The organism is Bacillus songklensis, from assembly GCF_042649685.1.
GTDB lineage: Bacteria > Bacillota > Bacilli > Bacillales > Bacillaceae_H > Bacillus_BA > Bacillus_BA songklensis.
Map to the genome: position 1 here is coordinate 107,703 of NZ_JBHRZT010000007.1, position 20,015 is coordinate 127,717.

At 40.2% G+C, this 20,015-nt stretch carries 21 protein-coding genes and 1 pseudogene; 10 read left to right on the top strand and 12 right to left on the bottom strand.

Going from position 1 to position 20,015, the window contains the following annotated elements; all coding sequences use genetic code 11:
* Window positions 1-43: 43 nt before the first annotated feature.
* The 3 genes from moaA to ACFOU2_RS01080 all read right to left on the bottom strand — a co-directional run bounded on the left by moaA (window position 44) and on the right by ACFOU2_RS01080 (window position 3,250).
* A complete protein-coding gene (moaA, locus tag ACFOU2_RS01070) occupies window positions 44-1,063 on the bottom strand; it encodes a GTP 3',8-cyclase MoaA (RefSeq protein ID WP_377911433.1) in 1,020 nt (339 codons plus the stop codon).
* Window positions 1,064-1,769: 706 nt separating this feature from the next.
* On the bottom strand, window positions 1,770-2,420 hold the full coding sequence (gene modB / locus ACFOU2_RS01075) for a molybdate ABC transporter permease subunit (protein WP_377911703.1): 651 nt from the start codon (window positions 2,418-2,420) through the stop codon (window positions 1,770-1,772).
* 233 nt (window positions 2,421-2,653) lie between these two features.
* On the bottom strand, window positions 2,654-3,250 hold the full coding sequence (locus ACFOU2_RS01080; protein ID WP_377911435.1) for a molybdenum cofactor guanylyltransferase: 597 nt from the start codon (window positions 3,248-3,250) through the stop codon (window positions 2,654-2,656).
* 196 nt (window positions 3,251-3,446) lie between these two features.
* Between ACFOU2_RS01080 and ACFOU2_RS01085 the strand changes: the two genes are divergently transcribed.
* Both ACFOU2_RS01085 and ACFOU2_RS01090 read left to right on the top strand, forming a co-directional pair.
* Complete coding sequence (locus tag ACFOU2_RS01085; protein ID WP_377911437.1) at window positions 3,447-4,163, top strand: class I SAM-dependent methyltransferase; 717 nt, start codon at window positions 3,447-3,449, stop codon at window positions 4,161-4,163.
* 81 nt (window positions 4,164-4,244) lie between these two features.
* Window positions 4,245-4,502, top strand: coding sequence for a hypothetical protein (locus ACFOU2_RS01090; RefSeq protein WP_377911439.1), 258 nt, complete (start codon window positions 4,245-4,247; stop codon window positions 4,500-4,502).
* 178 nt (window positions 4,503-4,680) lie between these two features.
* On the opposite strand, the gene ACFOU2_RS01095 is transcribed toward ACFOU2_RS01090, so the two are convergent.
* Window positions 4,681-5,934 carry a S1C family serine protease gene (locus ACFOU2_RS01095; protein WP_377911441.1) on the bottom strand — a complete coding sequence of 418 codons (1,254 nt, stop codon included), beginning with the start codon at window positions 5,932-5,934 and terminating at the stop codon, window positions 4,681-4,683.
* 159 nt (window positions 5,935-6,093) lie between these two features.
* Between ACFOU2_RS01095 and ACFOU2_RS01100 the strand changes: the two genes are divergently transcribed.
* Entirely contained in the window at window positions 6,094-6,765 is a 672-nt protein-coding gene (locus ACFOU2_RS01100) for a response regulator transcription factor (RefSeq protein ID WP_377911443.1), read from the top strand.
* Window positions 6,762-8,126 (top strand): sensor histidine kinase, encoded by a 1,365-nt coding sequence (locus ACFOU2_RS01105; RefSeq protein ID WP_377911445.1) that lies wholly within the window; start codon window positions 6,762-6,764, stop codon window positions 8,124-8,126. Before ACFOU2_RS01100 ends, ACFOU2_RS01105 begins: the two co-directional genes overlap by 4 nt.
* Window positions 8,127-8,211: 85 nt before the next feature.
* Here ACFOU2_RS01105 and ACFOU2_RS01110 read toward each other — a convergent pair whose 3' ends face one another.
* On the bottom strand, window positions 8,212-8,412 hold the full coding sequence (locus ACFOU2_RS01110; protein WP_377911447.1) for a hypothetical protein: 201 nt from the start codon (window positions 8,410-8,412) through the stop codon (window positions 8,212-8,214).
* Between the two features lie 109 nt (window positions 8,413-8,521).
* Here ACFOU2_RS01110 and ACFOU2_RS01115 point away from each other — a divergent pair, with 109 nt between their 5' ends.
* Together ACFOU2_RS01115 and ACFOU2_RS01120 are read left to right on the top strand one after the other, a co-directional pair.
* Window positions 8,522-8,917: a thiol-disulfide oxidoreductase DCC family protein gene (locus ACFOU2_RS01115; RefSeq protein WP_377911449.1), complete on the top strand. Its 396-nt coding sequence runs from the start codon at window positions 8,522-8,524 to the stop codon at window positions 8,915-8,917.
* A 49-nt stretch (window positions 8,918-8,966) separates the two neighbouring features.
* Window positions 8,967-10,256, top strand: coding sequence for an S-layer homology domain-containing protein (locus ACFOU2_RS01120; protein ID WP_377911451.1), 1,290 nt, complete (start codon window positions 8,967-8,969; stop codon window positions 10,254-10,256).
* Between the two features lie 355 nt (window positions 10,257-10,611).
* Here the strand turns inward: ACFOU2_RS01120 and ACFOU2_RS01125 are convergent, their stop codons facing one another.
* The 4 genes from ACFOU2_RS01125 to ACFOU2_RS01140 form a co-directional block, all read right to left on the bottom strand.
* The gene (locus ACFOU2_RS01125; protein ID WP_377911453.1) at window positions 10,612-11,514 is read right to left on the bottom strand and encodes an AEC family transporter; all 903 of its coding nucleotides are present in this window, start codon (window positions 11,512-11,514) and stop codon (window positions 10,612-10,614) included.
* Window positions 11,515-11,771: 257 nt separating this feature from the next.
* On the bottom strand, window positions 11,772-12,572 hold the full coding sequence (proC, locus tag ACFOU2_RS01130; RefSeq protein ID WP_377911455.1) for a pyrroline-5-carboxylate reductase: 801 nt from the start codon (window positions 12,570-12,572) through the stop codon (window positions 11,772-11,774).
* Between the two features lie 13 nt (window positions 12,573-12,585).
* A complete protein-coding gene (gene bshB2, locus ACFOU2_RS01135; RefSeq protein WP_377911705.1) occupies window positions 12,586-13,251 on the bottom strand; it encodes a bacillithiol biosynthesis deacetylase BshB2 in 666 nt (221 codons plus the stop codon).
* Between the two features lie 23 nt (window positions 13,252-13,274).
* Window positions 13,275-13,622 (bottom strand): YojF family protein, encoded by a 348-nt coding sequence (locus ACFOU2_RS01140; protein ID WP_377911457.1) that lies wholly within the window; start codon window positions 13,620-13,622, stop codon window positions 13,275-13,277.
* A 300-nt stretch (window positions 13,623-13,922) separates the two neighbouring features.
* Here ACFOU2_RS01140 and ACFOU2_RS01145 point away from each other — a divergent pair, with 300 nt between their 5' ends.
* Window positions 13,923-14,822 (top strand): 5'-3' exonuclease, encoded by a 900-nt coding sequence (locus tag ACFOU2_RS01145; protein ID WP_377911459.1) that lies wholly within the window; start codon window positions 13,923-13,925, stop codon window positions 14,820-14,822.
* 101 nt (window positions 14,823-14,923) lie between these two features.
* Here ACFOU2_RS01145 and ACFOU2_RS01150 read toward each other — a convergent pair.
* The 3 genes and pseudogenes from ACFOU2_RS01150 to ACFOU2_RS01160 form a co-directional block, all read right to left on the bottom strand.
* A pseudogene (locus tag ACFOU2_RS01150) lies at window positions 14,924-15,122 on the bottom strand (DDE-type integrase/transposase/recombinase); the annotation flags it as partial.
* Window positions 15,123-15,169: 47 nt separating this feature from the next.
* The gene (locus ACFOU2_RS01155; RefSeq protein ID WP_377911461.1) at window positions 15,170-15,418 is read right to left on the bottom strand and encodes a ferredoxin; all 249 of its coding nucleotides are present in this window, start codon (window positions 15,416-15,418) and stop codon (window positions 15,170-15,172) included.
* 391 nt (window positions 15,419-15,809) lie between these two features.
* Window positions 15,810-16,703: a LysR family transcriptional regulator gene (locus tag ACFOU2_RS01160; protein WP_377911463.1), complete on the bottom strand. Its 894-nt coding sequence runs from the start codon at window positions 16,701-16,703 to the stop codon at window positions 15,810-15,812.
* 212 nt (window positions 16,704-16,915) lie between these two features.
* Between ACFOU2_RS01160 and ACFOU2_RS01165 the strand changes: the two genes are divergently transcribed.
* The 3 genes from ACFOU2_RS01165 (at window position 16,916) to ACFOU2_RS01175 (ending at window position 19,809) form a co-directional block, all read left to right on the top strand.
* Window positions 16,916-17,926, top strand: a complete 1,011-nt coding sequence (locus ACFOU2_RS01165) for a TRAP transporter substrate-binding protein (RefSeq protein WP_377911465.1) — start codon at window positions 16,916-16,918, stop codon at window positions 17,924-17,926.
* A gap of 68 nt (window positions 17,927-17,994) precedes the next feature.
* Window positions 17,995-18,534: a TRAP transporter small permease gene (locus ACFOU2_RS01170; protein ID WP_377911467.1), complete on the top strand. Its 540-nt coding sequence runs from the start codon at window positions 17,995-17,997 to the stop codon at window positions 18,532-18,534.
* Complete coding sequence (locus ACFOU2_RS01175) at window positions 18,535-19,809, top strand: TRAP transporter large permease (protein WP_377911469.1); 1,275 nt, start codon at window positions 18,535-18,537, stop codon at window positions 19,807-19,809.
* Window positions 19,810-20,015 lie beyond the last annotated feature (206 nt).

A 20,015-nucleotide genomic window follows, 5' to 3' on the forward strand; every position in this document is an offset into this window, starting at 1 on the left:
CCACGAAAGCATTTTTTATGCATTCGCGGCACCCTCTTTTCGATTAGCCTCCAATATAGGACATTTCAATTCTTTTTCGGTTTTTGGCCGTCTCTTCTGTCCGTTCGTCGGAATAGCGGTCTTTTCTGGTATTCCATACTTCCGTAACAGCTTTTGCTATTTCTTCATCCGATGCTTCCGATCTGACCATTTCTCTCAAATCAAAGCCTTTTGTCGCAAACAAACATGTGTACAGTTTGCCTTCGGCTGAAATACGGGCACGTGTACAACTTGAACAAAACGACTCCGAAACCGATGTAATAAATCCGACTTCCGTATTTGTTCCTGCATAACGGTAACGTTTAGCCACTTCACCGAAATAAGTAGGTTCCATCGGTTCAAGCGGATACACAGCATGAATCCTCTCGTAGATCTCTCTTTTGGAAACGACTTGCTTAAAGTTCCATCCGTTCGTACTTCCTACGTCCATGAATTCGATAAATCTTAAGGTAATGCCCTTGTCTTTGAAGCAAGAAACCATTGGAATGATTTCATGGTCATTCATGCCTTTTTTTACGACCATGTTTACTTTTACTTCAAGACCTTCCTCACGTGCGGCTTCAATTCCTTTTAACACCGCTTTTGTGCTCACACCGCGTCCATTTATTTTTTTGAACAACTCATCATCGAGCGCATCGAGACTAACATTCACTCGCTGTAAGCCAGCTGCCTTTAAATCGGCAGCATGCTTGACTAAATACACTCCGTTTGTCGTTAAACCAATATCCTCAATGCCGTCAATGTTCATCAGCTTTCGGATCAAAACAGGCAAATCGCGTCGCAATAAAGGCTCTCCGCCCGTTAAACGAATTTTCTTTACACCAAGCCGCGCAAAAACCTTTGCTAAACGTTCAATTTCTTCGAACGAAAGAAGCTGCTCCCTTGGCATAAAGGCATAATCCCGATCAAAAATTTCAGCGGGCATGCAGTACGTACAGCGGAAATTACACCGGTCTGTAACGGAAATACGCAAATCTCTCATTGGACGCTGTAATTGATCATATATTAATGAATCTTTCATCATTGTCTCTCCCAACTCTCGATTGTCCTCTAAACACCATTATAATTGTGCTGAACTAGTCTACTGTAAAGAACATCACAAAAGGCCCTTAATTCGTTAAGAGCCTTTTGAATTGATCACTGGTGTATTTTCGGCACATTCAAATTGTTTTACATAGGGCCTCATTAAAGTTTATGTTCATATTTGGCTCATTTGAATAAAACGAAATGAAAAAACTGAGGAAAACATGAATGGCTCCACTTCTTCATTTCGCTTTATTCCCTTTCAGCTTTAACTGAAAACACACAAAATAGCCATTTCGTACAAATGAACGAAACATTTTAAACATCAACATCATTCTTTAGCAAAACCTTACATAAAAAGGAAAAAATGTTCACTTGTTTGAACATTTTATTTTTGGATGTTTGGGTGCATAGAAATGCCGAAGCATTATTAAGCTAACAACATTAAAACCAATTTACATATAAAAGGCTGTATTCATTGAGCCGTTATTTGAAATAAGGTACTTATCAATGACAATGGCTGGAGTAAATTATACCACACTCCCCCTCTAAATTTCCAATCACACGGTAAATGCTCAGTTAGCTCTTTTCTTTTTTTCAGGAAAGAACTATGTTAAGTCCAGTATTAACTTTGACTCAGTTAAATAAAAGAAAGGTCAAGGATTTTCTTGTTAGGATGGAGGCCGCCCACAAAGTGAAATTCCCCTTTATTTTAGCCGTGAGCTCATCCATAAAAAGAAAAAGGAAATGATAATGGACACCGCTACCCATAACCAAAGCTTTTGCATATCTCCCGTTTCGTAAGCAACATAAATGGCAACTGGAACGGTTTGTGTTTTTCCGGGAATATTGCCTGCAAACATAAGCGTTGCTCCGAATTCGCCAAATCCGCGTGTAAAGCTTAGAACCACACCTGAAGCTAGCTGCCTGATTGCAAGCGGAATCTCCACCATCCAAAACACCTTCCACTCTCCCGCTCCATCCACTCTGGCAGCATTCGTGATATCCCGATCGACGGATAAAAACGCCTGTCTGGCGCTCTGAAACATTAACGGAAAGGCTACTACAATGGAAGATATGACGGCTGCCCACCATGTAAACATAACGGATTGTTGAAAGGCTCCAAACATTTTTCCTATGAAGCTTTGGCTGCCGAAGACAACAATCAACATGAGCCCTACTACCGTAGGCGGCAGCACTAAAGGTATCATCAATATCGTTTCTAGCGCTATTTTTCCTTTAAACGATTTTCCTGACATCCATTTTCCCGCCAACGTTCCGCAAATCGCTGTAAAAATGACTGCCATGACGGATACTTTTATCGATAAAAAAACGGGAGACCAAAAATCCTGCATGATATTTGCACCTCTATTTGCCACAAATCTTTCACTAATTTTCCTATTCTTTCATAAGTGAGACTATACTAAAATGCATTCACAACTATTTTGAATCACTAACTTTCTCACCATCTTTACCAAACTTTATGATAACGAGTTCTATCGTAGACGTAAAGAGCGGATAACGACAATGTTTCATCCTTACATCGATCTCCCTTTAACCAATTTTGTTCGTTAATTAAGAATCGGCCATTTCACATTCGTTTCTTATGTGTTAATGATTGAAACGCCGACTGATCATTGATGTTTTCAAACTCCTTGCCGTCAATTTGCAGGTCTTTCTCTGTCACCCATTGTACACGGCAGCGGTCAAGAAGCGATTTCATCCTGTAGTCACCATCAATGAGCAACTCCTCTAAAATTGGTTGAACCCTCTGATGATAAATCGCAATCAATGGCTGAAACCTCCCGTTAATGACGGGAATCACCGCATCGACATCTTCGTTTATAAAACGTTTCATGCGCTCGATAACAGAGGCGGTCATTCGGGGTGTATCGCAAGGAATCACTACATACCACTCCCCTTCATATTGCTTCATTACCGTATAAATTCCCGCCATTGGCCCTTTTCCTTGAAATGGGCCAATATCCTCTGCGAGATGTGTCTCTCCATTTTGTTCAAACCGCTCTGTTAAATCAGGATGACTGACAATCATCATTTTATTTGTATTTGGTTCCAATGCTTTCTTCGCCCGTTCATAAAAAAATTGATCTTTATATATGGCAAATGCTTTCGGTTTCCCGAATCTCCTTGATATTCCTCCTGCAAGCAAAATCCCGATCATGTTCATTCTTGTACCGTCTCCTTACTTTTTCACTTTTTACTTATGATACCAGCTTTTCAATTGTAGCTAAATTGTAAACGCTGCGTCAGGTGTGACGTACTTCACAAAAGCCCCTCTTTTCGTCTGCTCCAAAACATTCCTTATTCCCTTTTGCCCTCTCCCCTCATATACTGTCATATACACTGAAACAGAGGTGAAAAACATGGATTTTCAATACATGGATATGCTCGCATTGTTAGGAGTCGGGGGTGCACATCCTGGAGGGCTGCATTTGACAAAACAATTGTTGGAAGAAGAAAAGATTACAAACGCCACAAATATTTTGGACATTGGATGCGGGACGGGGCAAACGGCTGCCTATATTACATGGGATTACAACTGCTCTGTTACGGCTTGTGATTTAAATGAGACGATGGTTGAAAAAGCAAATCAGCGTTTTGAACGGATGGACTTTCCTTTTCGTGCAAAGATTGAAAATGTGGAACAGCTTTCGTTTGCAGATAAAACGTTTGATTTTGTCCTATTAGAATCTGTTGCTGCTTTCACGGATGTTTCATTGTCCTTGACAGAATGCTGCCGGGTACTGAAAAAGAACGGCGTGCTTTTGGCGGTTGAAATGGTAAAAGACCCGAAACTCTCCCAGGAAGACGAGGAAGTGATTAAACGCTTTTATAACTTTCGTTCCGTTATGACAGAGTCGCAATGGATGGAACAACTAACAAAAGCAGGTTTCTCTCATATAACCATTGTCAACGGATTAGACATGGGCGGAGAGGAGCACAATCTTGATTTTGGAATAGAATTTGATTTATCACCTAATATTAATCCTAGTGTCTTTGAGTTGCTGGATGAACATGAGCGTTTGACAGAACAATTTAGAGATTTACTGGGTTTTCGCGTATTTCGCTGCATTCGGTAAAAAAACGGGATACTCGTCCATACCGCTTGTACTCCCTTTTCATAATGTAAGTATGAACAGATGAAAAGGAGGTACAAAAGAATGAGTGCTGGAAACTATTATCATCTTTGCTGTCGTCATCAAGGTCGTGTCGCACGGATTACTGACCGCTACGGAAACGTGCATGTGGGGCGGATTGCACGAGTAACAAGAAGCAGAGTGTATATCCAACCATTAAGACGCCGCGGCGGCTACGGCTGGGGATATTATGGATATGGAGGCTATTATTACGGCGCACCATATGGTCTAGCTTTAGGGTTCATTACTGGTTTCGCTTTAGGCGCAGCTCTTTTCTGGTAGTAAGTAGATGCCCTCATGGAATTTTTGCATGGGGGTTTTAACCCTTTATCATTATTCTGATGTCTTTTTATCCTTACAGTAAAATTTCCATCGATAAACTACAAAAAATGGATGTTATGTGAAGAACATCCATTTTTTGTAATAAAAAGACGTTGGATTCATTTATTCTCAACTGCTCTTATTGATTCGTCCCTCTCTCTGACATTTTCAACGACACATTCATTTGCCGGCCTCCACGATACAATTCAATTTGCACCCGTTCGCCTACCTTCGCTTTCGTATAAATGTATTTCCTTAATTCTCCGATGCTTTTAACATCCGTTCCATTGATCGATACGATCACGTCCTTTTCTTTCAGTCCAGCTTCCGCTCCTGGTGAAAACGGTTCTACCCCCGTAACGACAACACCGCCGGAAACGCCGCTAGGCAAATTCAATTCCTCTCTCTGGACGTATGGCGGCAATTCGCTGACATTCTCAAGGCCGATACCGATGTATGGGCGTTTCACTTTCCCATTTTTCATTAAATCATTGACCATTGGAATGACATCATTGCTTGGAATCGCAAAACCAAGTCCCTCTACTCCGCTTTGCGAGATTTTCAAGCTGTTGATTCCGATGACTTGCCCGGCACTGTTAATTAACGCTCCACCGCTGTTCCCCGGGTTGATGGCAGCATCCGTCTGGATGACATTTAAATCCCATTCACCTTCCGAAGTGGAGACAGGGATGGTTCTTTCTGTTCCACTGACGATCCCTTGAGTGACCGTTCTGGAAAATTGAAGACCGAGCGGATTGCCGATAGCGGTCACTTGCTCACCCGGACGAAGCTTGGATGAATCACCGAAACTTGCGACTTTGTCGACATACTTGCTTTCGATCTCCAAGACAGCCAAGTCTGTCAACGGATCGGCACCCACTATTCGCGCCTGCGTCTTTTGGCCGCTCGCCAAGGTTACTTCTACCTTGTTCGCTCCTTCGATGACATGGTTATTTGTTACGATATACGCCCGATCACCGGTCTTTTTAAAAATAACTCCTGATCCTGTTCCGGTCTCTGTATCCTGTGTATCGTTTGAGAAAAAGTCTTCTCTTTGTTGATAGTTGACCACTCCTACGACCGCTTTTGAAACCTGATCGATTGTATCCACCATTCCGTTTGAATTTGACGAAGTCGTTTGGACTGGCATGTCTGCTTTAGACTGTTCACCGGATGGCGATACGGCTGCCTGATCGGCTTTATGGTCCAGCGGTGAGGCGATCAGGCCAAGCGAAGATCCTGCAAAAAGAGTAATGGCACTACCGATAATCGCTCCCGTCATGGATGAGAGCAAAACATTGGATTTACGTTTGCTTTTGGTTTTCTCCTTTTCTATCGCTGCATTTCTTTCCTCTTCTATGCTTTTGTTTTGTTCGTTTTCATATATCTCCATCTTGATTCCTCCTTTTTGGCATCTTTTTTACTTGTTGTCTTTACTATAGGTCAAAAGTTTGGGATAAAAATGAAAAGATTATGGGAAATTGTCAAAAAGTTCTTCATACATGCAAGGAAATAGTATAATGAGATTGGAAAAATGGTAGGAGTGAGAACAATGTCATTTACTATATATCTTGTTGAAGATGAAGAAAATCTAAATCACATATTAACTTCATATTTAGAAAAAGAAGGCTGGAATGTACGATCTTTTTTGACTGGAGAGAAGGCGAAGTCATTCATTGGAACACCTCCCCATCTATGGATCTTGGATATCATGCTTCCAGATATTGATGGTTATCACTTAATTCGGGAAATCAAGGCCGTTTCACCTGATGTTCCTGTCATCTTCATTTCAGCGAGGGACGAAGACATCGATCGGATTCTCGGTTTGGAAATGGGAAGTGACGATTATTTGGCCAAACCTTTTCTTCCACGCGAACTCGTGATTCGCGTTCAAAAACTGCTCACGCGCATTTACGGAAATCCTCCGAAGCAAACAAATTCCCTTACTGTAGAACCTTATACGATTGATCTGGATGTACGGATGGTGTATATGAACGGCGAAAGTATTGATTTAACTTCGAAAGAATTTGACCTATTAGCTTCACTGGCCCAAAACCAAGGCCAGGCCTTTTCAAGGGAACAGATTTTAAATCACATATGGGGAGAAGACTATTTCGGGACAGATCGTGTCGTAGACGACCTTGTGAGAAGGCTGCGCAAAAAACTGCCAGAACTGCGCATTGAAACCATTTACGGATATGGATACAGGATGACTAAATCATGAGAAATAAACCTTTAGCACTGCAAATATGGTTTGTGATTTCCGGCATCCTCCTTATCACTTCGATTCTGTTGGCGATTTTATTTCCGACAACTCTCAGAAACTTTTTTACGGATGACATTTATACGAAAATCGAAAGCGAACAGCTCACTTTGATAGAATATGGGCTTTCAGGCAGAATCGAGGAGTGGTCATTCGGAATCGATGATGAACCTTCCTTAAGCAATCGAACCGTCGATCATATCCTTCTTCCCGTAAACCCTGATCTCCTTGTTATTTCAAGAGTGCTTCCGGCCGAATTTCTGGAGGAAGCCCAGCGGCTGGCAGCCGCTCAAGAGGAGGCGGTACACAGATACTCAAAAGATTTAGGGGATAAGACATTGTTTTATGTGATTCGAAAAGCAACGGTAAACGGAGAGCCGGCCTTTTTATTGTCGTATACATGGGATTCTTATCGCAATGACCTGGTGCACACATTATTTAAGCAGCTCCTTCTTATCATGACCGGGGTTTTCTTATTAAGCTGGATCCCATCCATTTGGCTCGCCAAATATTTGACCCGGCCGCTTGTTACACTTGAACAGCATGTTAGAAAAATATCCAAGCAAGAGTGGCATGAGCCCATCATTGTTGATCGCGGCGACGAGATTGGAAAACTGGGGCTCAGCATTGAACAAATGAGGGAAAAACTCGTTCGCAAAGATGAAGCACAGCAAGCGTTGCTGCAAAATATTTCCCACGATTTAAAGACACCTGTCATGGTCATACGGAGCTATGCCCAATCAATCAGCGACGGCATTTTTCCGAAAGGGGATTTGCCGGGAACGGTCAAAGTCATTGAAGACGAAGCCGAACGGTTGGAGAAAAAGATCAAGGACTTGTTGTACTTGACGAAGCTGGATTATTTATCAACCCAAAAACCCATGAGACATTCGATTGATTTTGCCGCCCTTATCCACGAAGCGGTTGAGCGCTTTCGCTGGACCCGCATGGACATAGAGTGGGAAATGGACCTTGCCCCTCTTCATATCCTCGGAGATTATGAGCAATGGGATAAAGTCATTGACAATCTTTTGGAAAACCAATTGCGTTACGCCCATTCCCGTATTGGCATTTCGCTTAAGAAGAAGCCTTCGGAAGGAAAAGCAATTGTTTTACTTAAAATATGGAACGACGGCCCTTTTATTGAACCGACTGTTTTGGAAAACATGTTTCAGCCGTTTTCCAAAGGCAATAAAGGAGAATTCGGGATTGGCTTAAGCATCGTCAAGCAAATCGTCTCCTTCCATGAAGCAGAAATCTGGGCCGAAAATGAGGAAAATGGCGCGGCTTTTTATATTCAAATTCCTTTAAATGAAAACTAGGTGACTTATACAGTAAAAAGCTTTTGATTTTGAGGCTGTCTCAAAAGTACGCTTTTTGTACTTTCGAGACAGCCTCATATTCTTTTTACAGACTATTATTATCGTTTTGCTGCTGAAGTTCTTCCTCTGCAATGTATTGATTTGCCTCTTCCAATTTTTTATGCTCATCAACCGAATCACCTGCATAGTAAGAGCGGGAACCAAATGGGTTTTCACTGTTCAAGTCTGAACGAATGCTGATTTCAGGATTTAATGGCGTGTCTGTCAAGATTTCTTTTTCCTTCATATGCTAACACCTCCGTTTTTGCCAGTTTACCCATTTCCGTTGTTTTCTTTTCAATTCATTGTGATAATACACTATAATAAGATGAATTTTATATGAAGGTGGATGACGAATGAAGCGAATTGTGTTATTTGATGGTGTCTGCAATTTCTGTGATGGTGCCGTTCAATTTATCATTAAACGCGATCCTGAAGGCATTCTTTCTTTTGCTTCTCTCCAATCAGAGCCAGGACAGGATTTACTCACAAAACTTCACCTATCGGCCGATACATTCAATAGCATGGTTTATGTAGAAGGAACTCGTTTTTATACTAAATCGACAGCCGCCCTTAAGATTGCCCGTCAATTAAGCGGTCTTTGGCCGCTTTTATATGGATTCATTCTTGTTCCTAAACCAATGCGAGATGCTGTATATGATTTGATTGCCAAAAATCGGTATAAGTGGTTCGGTCAAAAAGAAGAGTGCATGATTCCAGGCCCTGACATTCGAAAAAGGTTTTTATCATGATGACATTGAATACATATACGGATATTTAAAGATGAGAGGAGATTAAACGGTGAATATAGGAGTAAAACGATTTGTCCCGCTCTTTTTGGCACTTATCCTTGCGCTAAGTATATGGTCACCCGCTTCAGCTGAGGAGAGAGGTATCCATTACGTTGTATTGGGTGATTCGTTAGCAGCGGGCCAAACCCCTTATAAAAAATGGGAGAATGGATACGCCGATTATATTGCCCATTTTTTATACAAAAAAAAACAACTGGCAAGTTATACGAAGGAATTCGCGGTATCTGGTTATACATCGGGCGATTTACTGAAGGATATTGAGACGAATAAACAAAGAAAAACGGCTACCATTCAAGAAGAGATCGCAACAGCCGACATCATCACGATACAGGTTGGGGCCAATGACTTTTTGCGGGAAGCAAAATTTGATTATGCCAATGGAAAAGTGACCCTCGATCCGGAAAAAATACCTTCCCTTCTTTCACAAATGGAGAAAAATGTGACTTCCACTTTACAGCATATTACAATCATGAACCCTTATGCGAAAGTGTATGTTCTCGGTTATTATTATCCGTTTGCACATATGACGAACCTTGAGCAGGAACGTATTCTTCGCATGATGAATTCTCTTCTGAACAGTTCTCTACAAGGGACAGCAGCCAATAACGGCGCAACGTACATTTCTTATGACAACTTATTTGATGAACATGCTTCTGTTTTTCTGCCAAACCAAAGTGACATCCATCCTTCGCTTAAAGGGTATCGGTTGATGAGTTCTCAATTCCTTACACAATCGGGTTTAGGCGGCCTCTATCGCGATGTTCCGCAAAGCTTTTGGGATGCATCGGAAATTTATTATTTAGCGCATAATGATATTCTATCAGGGGAAACCGAAAACGAATTTATGCCAAACCAGACGATTACAAGAGCGGAAGCGGCAAGGGCCCTGTTTTCAGGAATGACCCTCGATATCGGCATCACTCAGGAAATGCCGCCTGATTCAGGATTTAAGGATGTACCTCAAACACATAAAGATTATTATGCCATTGCAAAATTAACAAAAGCCGGTGTTTTCAACAAAAGTGAATATTTCTATCCGGATCGTCCGTTGACCCGTGCACAAATGGCAAAAATTTTCACATTGGCCTTTGATTTGGAACCAAAGCAAGCCAACTCGTTTAAAGATGTACCGGCATCGTTCTGGGCAAAAGATTATATCCATGCCCTTTCATCCAACAATGTCACAACCGGCTACAGTGATCAAACGTTCAAGCCGAATCATTTCACAACCCGTGCCCAGTTCGCCGCGTTTTTATACCGCAGTATACACATAAAATAATGAAAAATGAAAGCACTCTAAAACATTCAAGAATATCGCCAAGGAATCATAAGAGTTTTGTCCAGAAGAAACGATGAATCCAAATAAAAAATGCTTGGAATCGTCCAAGCATTTTTTATTTCCTGCTCTACAAAACCGCATTATCTATATAAGTCCCACTTAATTTTTTCACCTCTGATATTGAGCCTTCTTCTCTTCGCACTTTTTATTCTATCTCCTTGAATATCTTACAAAGGTTCTCGTATAAGGCTTCGGCAAGGGCCCGTAAGGGAAATGGGCGAAGCCTTATGCGTAAATCATGTAGCATGGACCGCTTTTGTCCATGTTACATGATTTATGTGGATTCATATATTTCCTATAACACTATCATAAAAATGACTGGCAATGTCGCCAGACTAAGCGAGGTACTAATGAGTGTGGCACTCGACACAAAGTCAGGCTCCGTGTTGAATTGCAGTGCATACATGGTCGTGTTAGCGGCCGTCGGCATGGCGGCCATAATGATCATAATTTGTTTCATCATGTCATCTACAGGCAGGAATAACGTAAACAAATAAGCAATCACCGGTGAAACCGCAAGCCTCAAAATCAACGACAGTGAAAGTTTATCCTTCGCCAAATTTTTAACCGATATTTTTGCAAGCTGCATCCCCAGTACAATCATAATAGTTGGAATGGCTGCATCGGCCACTAAATCGACCGCTTCCTGAACGGAACTGCCAAGCGGAATATGAAATAGTTGAAATACTGCTCCTAAGAGCGCGCCGTATACAATCGGCATACGCTGAACGGCACGCACGGCTGAACGAATCCCGTTTCCTTCGGGGCTTCCTTTTGCTGCATAATATACACCTACTGTACACATGACCATTTGCTGAATGACCATTAAAATAATCGCATGATCAAGCCCCGCTGCCCCAAACAGCAGCAATACAACAGGCGTTCCGTAGTTCCCATTGTTCATAAAAGCGGAGGCCAAAATCAGGCTGCATGTTTCTACAGTAGAGTACTTGCGAATAGATGCAATGATGTACACAATCACAATCAAAGCAAAACAAAGACCAAACGTGTACGTGGTCATATAAACGTAATCCACGTCAAATTTAGTCGTATAAAACGTTCGAAACACAAGCACAGGCGACATTAGATAAAGCGCCATTGTTGAAATGGTTTTCGTTTCAAATCCAATTTTCTTTTGTCCGATAAAACCGAGGGCGAAAATCCCGAAAATCGGCAGTAGCACCTGAAAAAAACTCATCACGTTCACCTTCGTTACGTTGATTTCTCGTTCATGGAATCAAAAAACAGTTAAGTGCATAAAGACCATTTAACATTTCCAGTTTTTTGATGATAAATCTATGATACTGCTAATTTTACAGATAAGAAAGCCTTCTTTTAAAAAATTCGGAATAATCAAGCGGCATTACATTTGATTCGCCATGGGGAATATGAAATTGGCCTCCTGACGGATAAGCATTTTACTCACAAAAAATAAGCATCCACAAGTGTGAATGCTCATTTACCTAATGCTTTTCTATTCGTTGCTTCAATCGCTTTTTGGACGATATCGCCAAATCGATGTTCGGCAAACACCTTCAGCCCTTCAGCCGTTGCGCCTCCCGGTGTCGTCACTTGCTCACGAAGCATCGCAGGCTCCTTTTCTTTTTTTAGCATCAATGCCGAGCCGTACAGCATTTGAATCACCAGGTCACGCGCCGCTTTTTCTTCCATACCGTATCCTTTTGTCGATTCAATTAAATGCTCGGCAAACTGGTAGAAAAATGCCGGGGCGCTTCCAGTAATTGCGGTTAGATGATGAATTTCCTCTTCCGTGCACTGCTGGGATTCACCCATGCCTTTTAGAAGCATATGAAGCACTTTTTTATGTTCCTCTGTTGCGAAAGAGCCCATCGCATACAGAGAGATGGATTGCCCGATCGCAGCGGCAGTATTTGGCATAATCCAGGCTACCGGCGTGTGAAGCGGTAAATGTTCTTCCAAGAAAGACGGCCCGATTCCTGCAGCGATTGTTACGACGAATTGACCTGTCAGAAAGCCTGAAAGCTCTCCCAGTATGTTTTGATGAGCAGCAGGCGGAGCGGCCAACACAATCACGTCGGAATTAGCGACTTCAAAGCGCCAATCATGGGTAGTGGTTACCCCATATTTTTGTTTTAAACGCTTCAATCTCTGTTCGTCTCGCTGATTAGAGACAATAATTTCTTCAATCTTAGATTTGTTCGTCTCAAGAAGCCCCGCGACAATGGCTTCTGCCATCCGTCCTGCTCCAATGAATAACACTCGTTGTTTCTTCATCCTTTAAATCCTCTCATTGTTTAAAACGATATGTCCAAAACTCTTCTTTTGTTAATAGCCTTTCCACAAACGGGCTTTTCACCAAGTCTTCAGTCTTGATGCTGCCGATCATTCCTTCGATTTGAGAACGATGCGCCTGCAAAGCGGCAATTTTCGTGTCTTTCACTTTTTCAATGTTGATGACCACATCCGGCTCCCCCAACACTTGGCGGCAGTCTTTAGAAAATGCATGGGCGAGCACAACAGGACGTTCATTTTCAGGCATCATGGATACAGCACGGACGACAGCGGCACCTGTTGCGTTATGATCGGGATGAACGGCATATCCGGGATAATGAGTAATAATATAAGTTGGCTTTACTTCATCAATGACCGCCTTGATGTTATTGGCAAATTCTTCTTCATCCAAAAATTCTAACGTTTTATCACGCAAGCCAAGCATACGTAAATCTTCGATGTCAAGAACCCGGCAAACATCTTCCAGTTCTTTCTTACGGATTTGCGGCAGCGTTTCGCGGTTAGCGAACAAGGGACGGCCCATGTTTCGTCCCATCTCGCCCAATGTACCACATATGTATGTTACTGATGTTCCGTTTTTGCGAGCTAAAGCCACAGTACCGGCCACTCCAAATGCTTCATCATCCGGGTGCGGAAATACAACGAGTATATGACCTTTCATTTCCATGTTCTGATTCTCCTCCCTTACGCAAACGGCCTTTCACTTATTTGTAAAGCAACAGCTAACTGACCATCCCGGTTATGCCCGGCCATCAGGAGACGTCCCTGGCCATCAAATTCCCAGTCAGTTAATCCTTCAGCATATACCCATCCGTGGTCAAGCTCCAGACCGACGCGAAATGGACCCTTACCGGTGATTTTTCCTTGTTTGACGTTTACCGCTGCATTTCGAATAAAAGCCCCCACATTTATCACTTGCTCATTAAAATGAGAAGCATACGCTCCATTCGTTGTTTCTAAATGGATATATACGGTTTTTTGAAAAAAGCTTTCCAGTCGTTTCTGGACAGCCTCTTTATTGATTGGCTGCATTTTATCCCGTACCTCCTTTAGGCGAAATAATTATGTAATCTTAATTTTTAATTCTAACCGTTCACACTGCCGTTGCCAAATATCTTGTCCGAAAGATAGTTACACTTCTTCAAAACGAAAGTCCTCAAACCCGTGCATATCGGTTTCCATGGTAACCAATCGCTTGTTAGAAAGCTGCCATAATGTACACGCTCTTTGTTTATGTTATCCAGCCTATGTTCAATTTCAACATAAAAAATGTTAAAATAAAAGACCTTAACTTGTCATTTCATTTTACTTAGAAGCAAAAGGAGACTTTTTATGCACAACCAAACATTGCTGCTTATAGATGGGTTTAATTTATTAAGCCGGGGCTATTTTGCCACCTCTTATGGAAGAACTGAGGAGGAGTTACAAAAGAATAGTAAAGGCGTTTATACGAATGCTCTTACGATATTTTTCCAAAAAATGCTTAACCTCGTCAATGAGTATCAAGTTACTCACTTAGCTGTGGCATGGGATGTAAAGAGAGAAGAGACAAAAAGAAGGATAGATTACGATTTTTATAAAGCAACACGTTCTGAATTACCTGCTCCTCTTATTCAACAGTACGAAATCTGTAAAAATGTATTAGACAATATAAATATTGAGCAGTTAATCACTCCTCCATACGAAGCTGACGACGCCATTGGCACGGTTTCTTCAAAGTGGTCTTCAGAGACTAACGGACACTGCTATATATATAGTAATGACCGAGATCTCTTTCAGCTGTTGAATGAAAATGTCTCACAAGTTATTGCAGGTAAAAAGGGAGACATCGTTTACACGATCAATCACTTTAGGGAAGATTATTCCATAGAACCAAATAAATGGGTTGATGTTAAAGCGTTATTAGGTGATAAAAGCGATAACATTCCAGGCTGCCCTGGGATTGGAGAGAAATCCGCCTTACCTCTCATTCAACATTACGGCTCATTAGAAAGAGTATATGACCATGTGGAAGAATTAGATAAAAAGTTCAATCGCTGTAAGAAGAAGCTAGTTGAAGGTAAAGAAACTGCGTTTATAAGTAAACAATTGGCCCAGATTATTTGTGATATCCCAAGTTTAAAAGAGATAAACTTTGACAAATTAAAGTTAAATGTATTAAATGAAAAATTTCTGTCTGAACTTGAAGATTTAGAATTAAGAATAAGAATGGTCCATATCAATGTTTTTTGACCCATCGGGAAATATTGTGGAGTTTATAGAAAGAGAAAGGATTAAACAAGTAATGGATCATCCGTTTGACGGTAATTCCTTATTGTGTATAAGTGAAATCGTACAGGGTCAATAAAGTTCTTATATACTGTCATCACACGAGGCTTGGAAACATGAAAAACAGCCAAGGCTTTTTTTGAAAAAGTGCTTGGCTGTTTTTGTATTTCTCGATTCGCTAAGAAAAAGGCCAATCGTATTTGCTTCTGAATCCACAGCACGATACAGATACATCTATTGGTCCTTTACTTTTATATACTTTTGAAGATGAATGGCAAAATATCGAGGTTTTTGCACCAGGACCCCATTTCTTATTCGAATTTGTTTGCATCGCTGTTAAATGGTTCATTAGCTATTTTAATAGATTCAGTAGGGCAGCCTTCGAAAGCGTCCTCCACGTCGTCGAGCAATACGTTTGGAATTTCTGCGATTCCCTGATTGTCATCTAATGTGACAAAAGCAATACCTTCATCATCATAGCCATAAATGTCGGGTGCTGCAGCTCCACATGCTCCGCATCCAATACAAGTTTCTTTGTCTACAATTGTGTACTTTGACATATTTATCTTCCCTCACTCCTACCCCAAATAATATGAAATTGTATAAATAGCAATAATTCAAATAATTTTCATATTATTTGATTTTATTTTCTTAAATGATAGGATACAAAAAAATACTATACAAGACCGTTGTTCTTTTATGTGGAACAAAAAAATAAAAAGTGATGTAAGGAAAAATTTATCTTTACTAATCAAATTCGGTTTTCCATACGCAAAACAAATAAAGAGGATGACTCAAAAGGGATAAAAAGACATACCTTTTGAGTCACCCTCCCGAAAGGACCAATTTTTGTCATTGATTAGAGACTTATGGGACATCCCCTTTCAATAAGGTGTTTTATTTGTGCTTACTATTTTTCTGACTATGGAAACCAGATTTCGTTAAAGAATATCAAAGTTGCGAAAAAATTCTTTTTGAAGTTTGTATAATCGTTTCTTTTATATTTTGAGGTAATTCCGAATGTAAAAATAAGTAAATGGGGGTTGGCGGAAGAGATTTATTAAGAGTGACTTTCTTAAGTTTTCCATTCTTAAGTTCTTCTTGTACGATAATCTCCTGTAAAAAAGCAACGCCCAATCTTTTACGAACCATCATTTTTAACCATCCTACATTATTAATTTCTACTTCTTTATATTCTTTTAAATGATTTTTCTCTAGAAATTGTCCTATGATCTTAGTGGTAACAAACTCGCGATTGTACACAATAATACGTTCGTTCTCCAAATCCGACGGGACAATTTTATCTAATTTTGTAAGAGGATGGTCAGGTGCACAAACAAGAATATTTTGTTCATCGGCAATCTTGATTACCGAAAGATCTGGATGGTTCTCTTTCGGATGAACGTAAGCAAATCCAATATCAATTTTTCCGGTGCGGATATCTTCAGTGATTTGCTCTGTCGATCTAATTTCTATCGGAAATTCAAATCCAGGAAAACAGTCATATAAAATTTTTAATATTTCCGGCATGATTTCTACACCCATGTGATTCGTACAAGATATTTTTATTTTTTGGGAGTGTACAGGTTTTTCTTTAAGTATATCTTGTGCTTTCTCGATGAGTTGAAAGGCCTCGTGAAAATAGTGATAAACCTTTTTACCGGAATGTGTCAATGTTGTTTTCTTTCCATTTTCCCTTTCAAATAACGTACTATTGAGCTCCTTTTCAAGTTGTTGAATACGAACACTGATAGTAGGCTGGCTAATATATAGAGCATCTGCTGCAGCTGAAAAGCTGCCTTTTTCTACCACCATTAGGAACGCTTCAATGTTTTTTAATTCCATCGTTGTTTTTTCTCTCCTTAATTGATAATAACATGAGCCTATTAATAATATTAATACATGACATACAAACTATCAATTTGAATTTTCCTTCAATTCGGAATAATGTTAAAAATAAACAGTTTAAAATTTTTAAAAAATACATGTTATAGTTTAAGGAGGTTCGAATTGTGTGAAAAAGTATTGAAATAAACTTTTAAAATAGGGGGATAAGTATGATAAAAAATCTTTATTTATATTTAGCGTTATTTGTAAGCGTTATCAGTTTATCTGCCTGTAGTCAAAATACAGGGCAAGCACAAAATGCAGAGTCAGGAGAACATACCTTTAAATTGACAACAATTGTCCAGCCTACTCATGTATGGGCAAAAACAGCTGAGAAATTTAATGAAGAACTCCAAGCGCGTTCTAATGGACGAATGAAAGTAGAAATATATCCCTCCAGTCAGCTCGGTCAAGAAAAAGACATGATTCAACAATTAGAGACCGGAGTGGTAGACTTCGGATTTATTACCAATGCCTACCTGTCTACAAGAGCGCCTTATTTTAACGCTTGGTTCCTTCCATTCTTATTTGATAGCACAGATGAGGCAATCCAAATGAGAGACTCTGAAACAGCCAAAAAAATGCTAGATAAGTTAGGAGAACAACGAATCATTGGGATGGATTATCTATTTACAGGAAACCACCACTTTTTAATGGCAAAAGGAGCGATTGATTCTCCTGATGATCTTCAAGGACAGAAAATGCGTACTACCGGAGCTTCCATTATAAATGAAACTTTCGAACAGTTTGGCGCAACTGCAACGTCTATTCCAATTAACGAAATTTATACTGCTCTCCAAACTGGAGTTGTTGGAGGAATACATGCAAGTGTGGATGGGATTATTACACAAAGGTTTCAAGAGGTTGCCGAGGATTACTCGTTGATTTCTGCATTTGCTTTTCCTGCCATAGTTGTAGCTAGTGAGAAGACGATGAATAGTCTATCATCAGAAGATCGAAAAATTGTTAATGAAGCAATGAAAGCGGCGGCTGATTGGGGAATTCAGGAGGCGGTTAAAGTTGATCATGAAGACTTATCTAAACTAAAAGACGCAGGGCTGAATGTTCACGAAATAGCAAATAAAGACGAATTTAGAAAAGCTGTTAATGGCATATATGAAAAATATTCCAAACAGGATCCTTTGATCAAACAATTTATCAAAGAAGTGCAAGAGAAATAAAGGTATTTAAAATACTTGCTACGATCTAATCAGTTCCATTAAAAATAAGTACTAGGGAGGCAATATCCTTGAAACTTATAAAACATTTAAGTGACATTGTGTTTAAAATTGAAAAGATATCAGTCATTATTTTAGTCGGCCTGATGTTTACTTCGCTGACAGCCGGAGTATTATTTCGTTACTTCCTCAAAATGCCGCTGCATTGGGCTGATGAAACGGCAATCTTTAGCCTTGTTTGGTTAACGTTTATCGGAGGGAGTATGAGTATCAAACATGGACATCTCGCTGCGGTGACCATTTTCATGGATCGTCTACCAGGAAGAGTCCGAAATATGTTACTTTGTATTTCTACTACCTTGGTCTTGGGTTTTGGGATCCTTCTCCTTCTAGTTAGTATAGAATGGGTTTTACAACCTACTATAGGTTTTCAGAAATCTCCTATTATGGAAATACCCATGATTTATCCTTATTTAAGTGTACCTATAGGGATGCTTTTCTTATGTATTCATTCCCTGAATTTGGTTGCTGAAACTTTAATGGGAACAGATCAAGCCGAGACTTTAACTGAGACGGATCGTACTGATTCTCTAGCTGATGAGGTGATATAAATGGCCGTTACAATGGGTGCCTTTGCTTTATTGTTGATGATTGGAGTGCCAATATCAATCGTTTTAGGAATTGCAAGTGTTGTCTATGTTTTTGCTACTGGAAGTATGGGATTGCTGGATGCTCTGCCACAAAGATTATATTCCGGGATAGAAACCCATGGATTGCTTGCTATACCATTATTTATGCTCGCAGGAGAACTGATGAACCTTGGTGGCATTACCAATCGATTAATCAAGTTTGCTCAAAATTTGTTTGGACATTTCAAGGGCGGTTTGGCTTATGTAAATATTGTAGCTAATATGTTTTTGGCTTCAATATTAGGTTCATCATTGGCACAAACTGCGATGATGAGCCGGGTTATGGTACCAGCCATGCAAAAGGTGGGATATACGAAAGAATTCAGTGCTGCTACTACAGCATCAGCCGCCATGCTTGGTCCAATCATTCCTCCGAGCATGCTGTTCATTCTTTATAGCGTAGGGGCTGGTACTTCGGTCAGCAAGATGTTTATGGCCGGTATTCTTCCGGGAATCCTGTTAACTCTAGCATTTGCGTTGCTAATCGCCTATTTAGGATATAAGAATGATTTTCCTAAATCCGAAAAGCAACCATTTAAAGAAATATGTATATCATTTCTTCAAGTCATACCTGCTTTGATTATTCCCGGTGTGATCATTTTAGGAGTCACTTTAGGAGTGTTTACTGCTACAGAATCAGCAGCAATTGCCTGTGCTCTCGCATTTATAGTAGGGATCGTTTTCTATCGTGAATTAAAGTTGGGTGATATTCCAACGGTATTTATAAATACAGCAAGATCTACAGCTACTGTAACATTATTACTCGCTATGGCCAATTTATTTGGTCTCGTTCTCACTTTTGAGCGGGTTCCACAAATTCTTGCCCAATGGATGGGTTCCATATCAGAAAACCCTCTAGTTTTCTTATTGATACTTAATATTTTTTTATTTCTTGTTGGAATGATCATGGATGGAATTGCTTCCATTGTTATTCTAGTTCCCATTCTAGTCCCAATTGCTAAATTGTTTGGAATTGATCTAGTTCACTTAGGTGTGATCATTTGCATTAATACTGTTATAGGGAGTCTAACTCCACCTGTGGGTGCTGGTTTATTCGTTGCGTCTACCGTAGGAGAGGTAAAGCTGGAATCTTTAATTAAACAAGTATGGCCTTTTCTATGGGTATCTGTAGTTGTTCTATTTATCTTGACTTACCTTCCTGACATCGTCTTGTGGCTGCCGCGTCTATTCTCTTAATCCCAGAAGCCAATCGTTTTATCCTTGTATACTTGTTCTTACTATTCCTATTATCTGTGTCAATCGCTCGTTTAAAAATAAAAGGGGGGCCCATAAGTAGGACAGCCCCTTTCTTTTGTGAAATATGTAAAAGAAATCGCTCTTTTGTTAGCAGGTAAGTACCATCAAACACCTACAAAAGGAGCGATTTCTTATGTTTATTGATA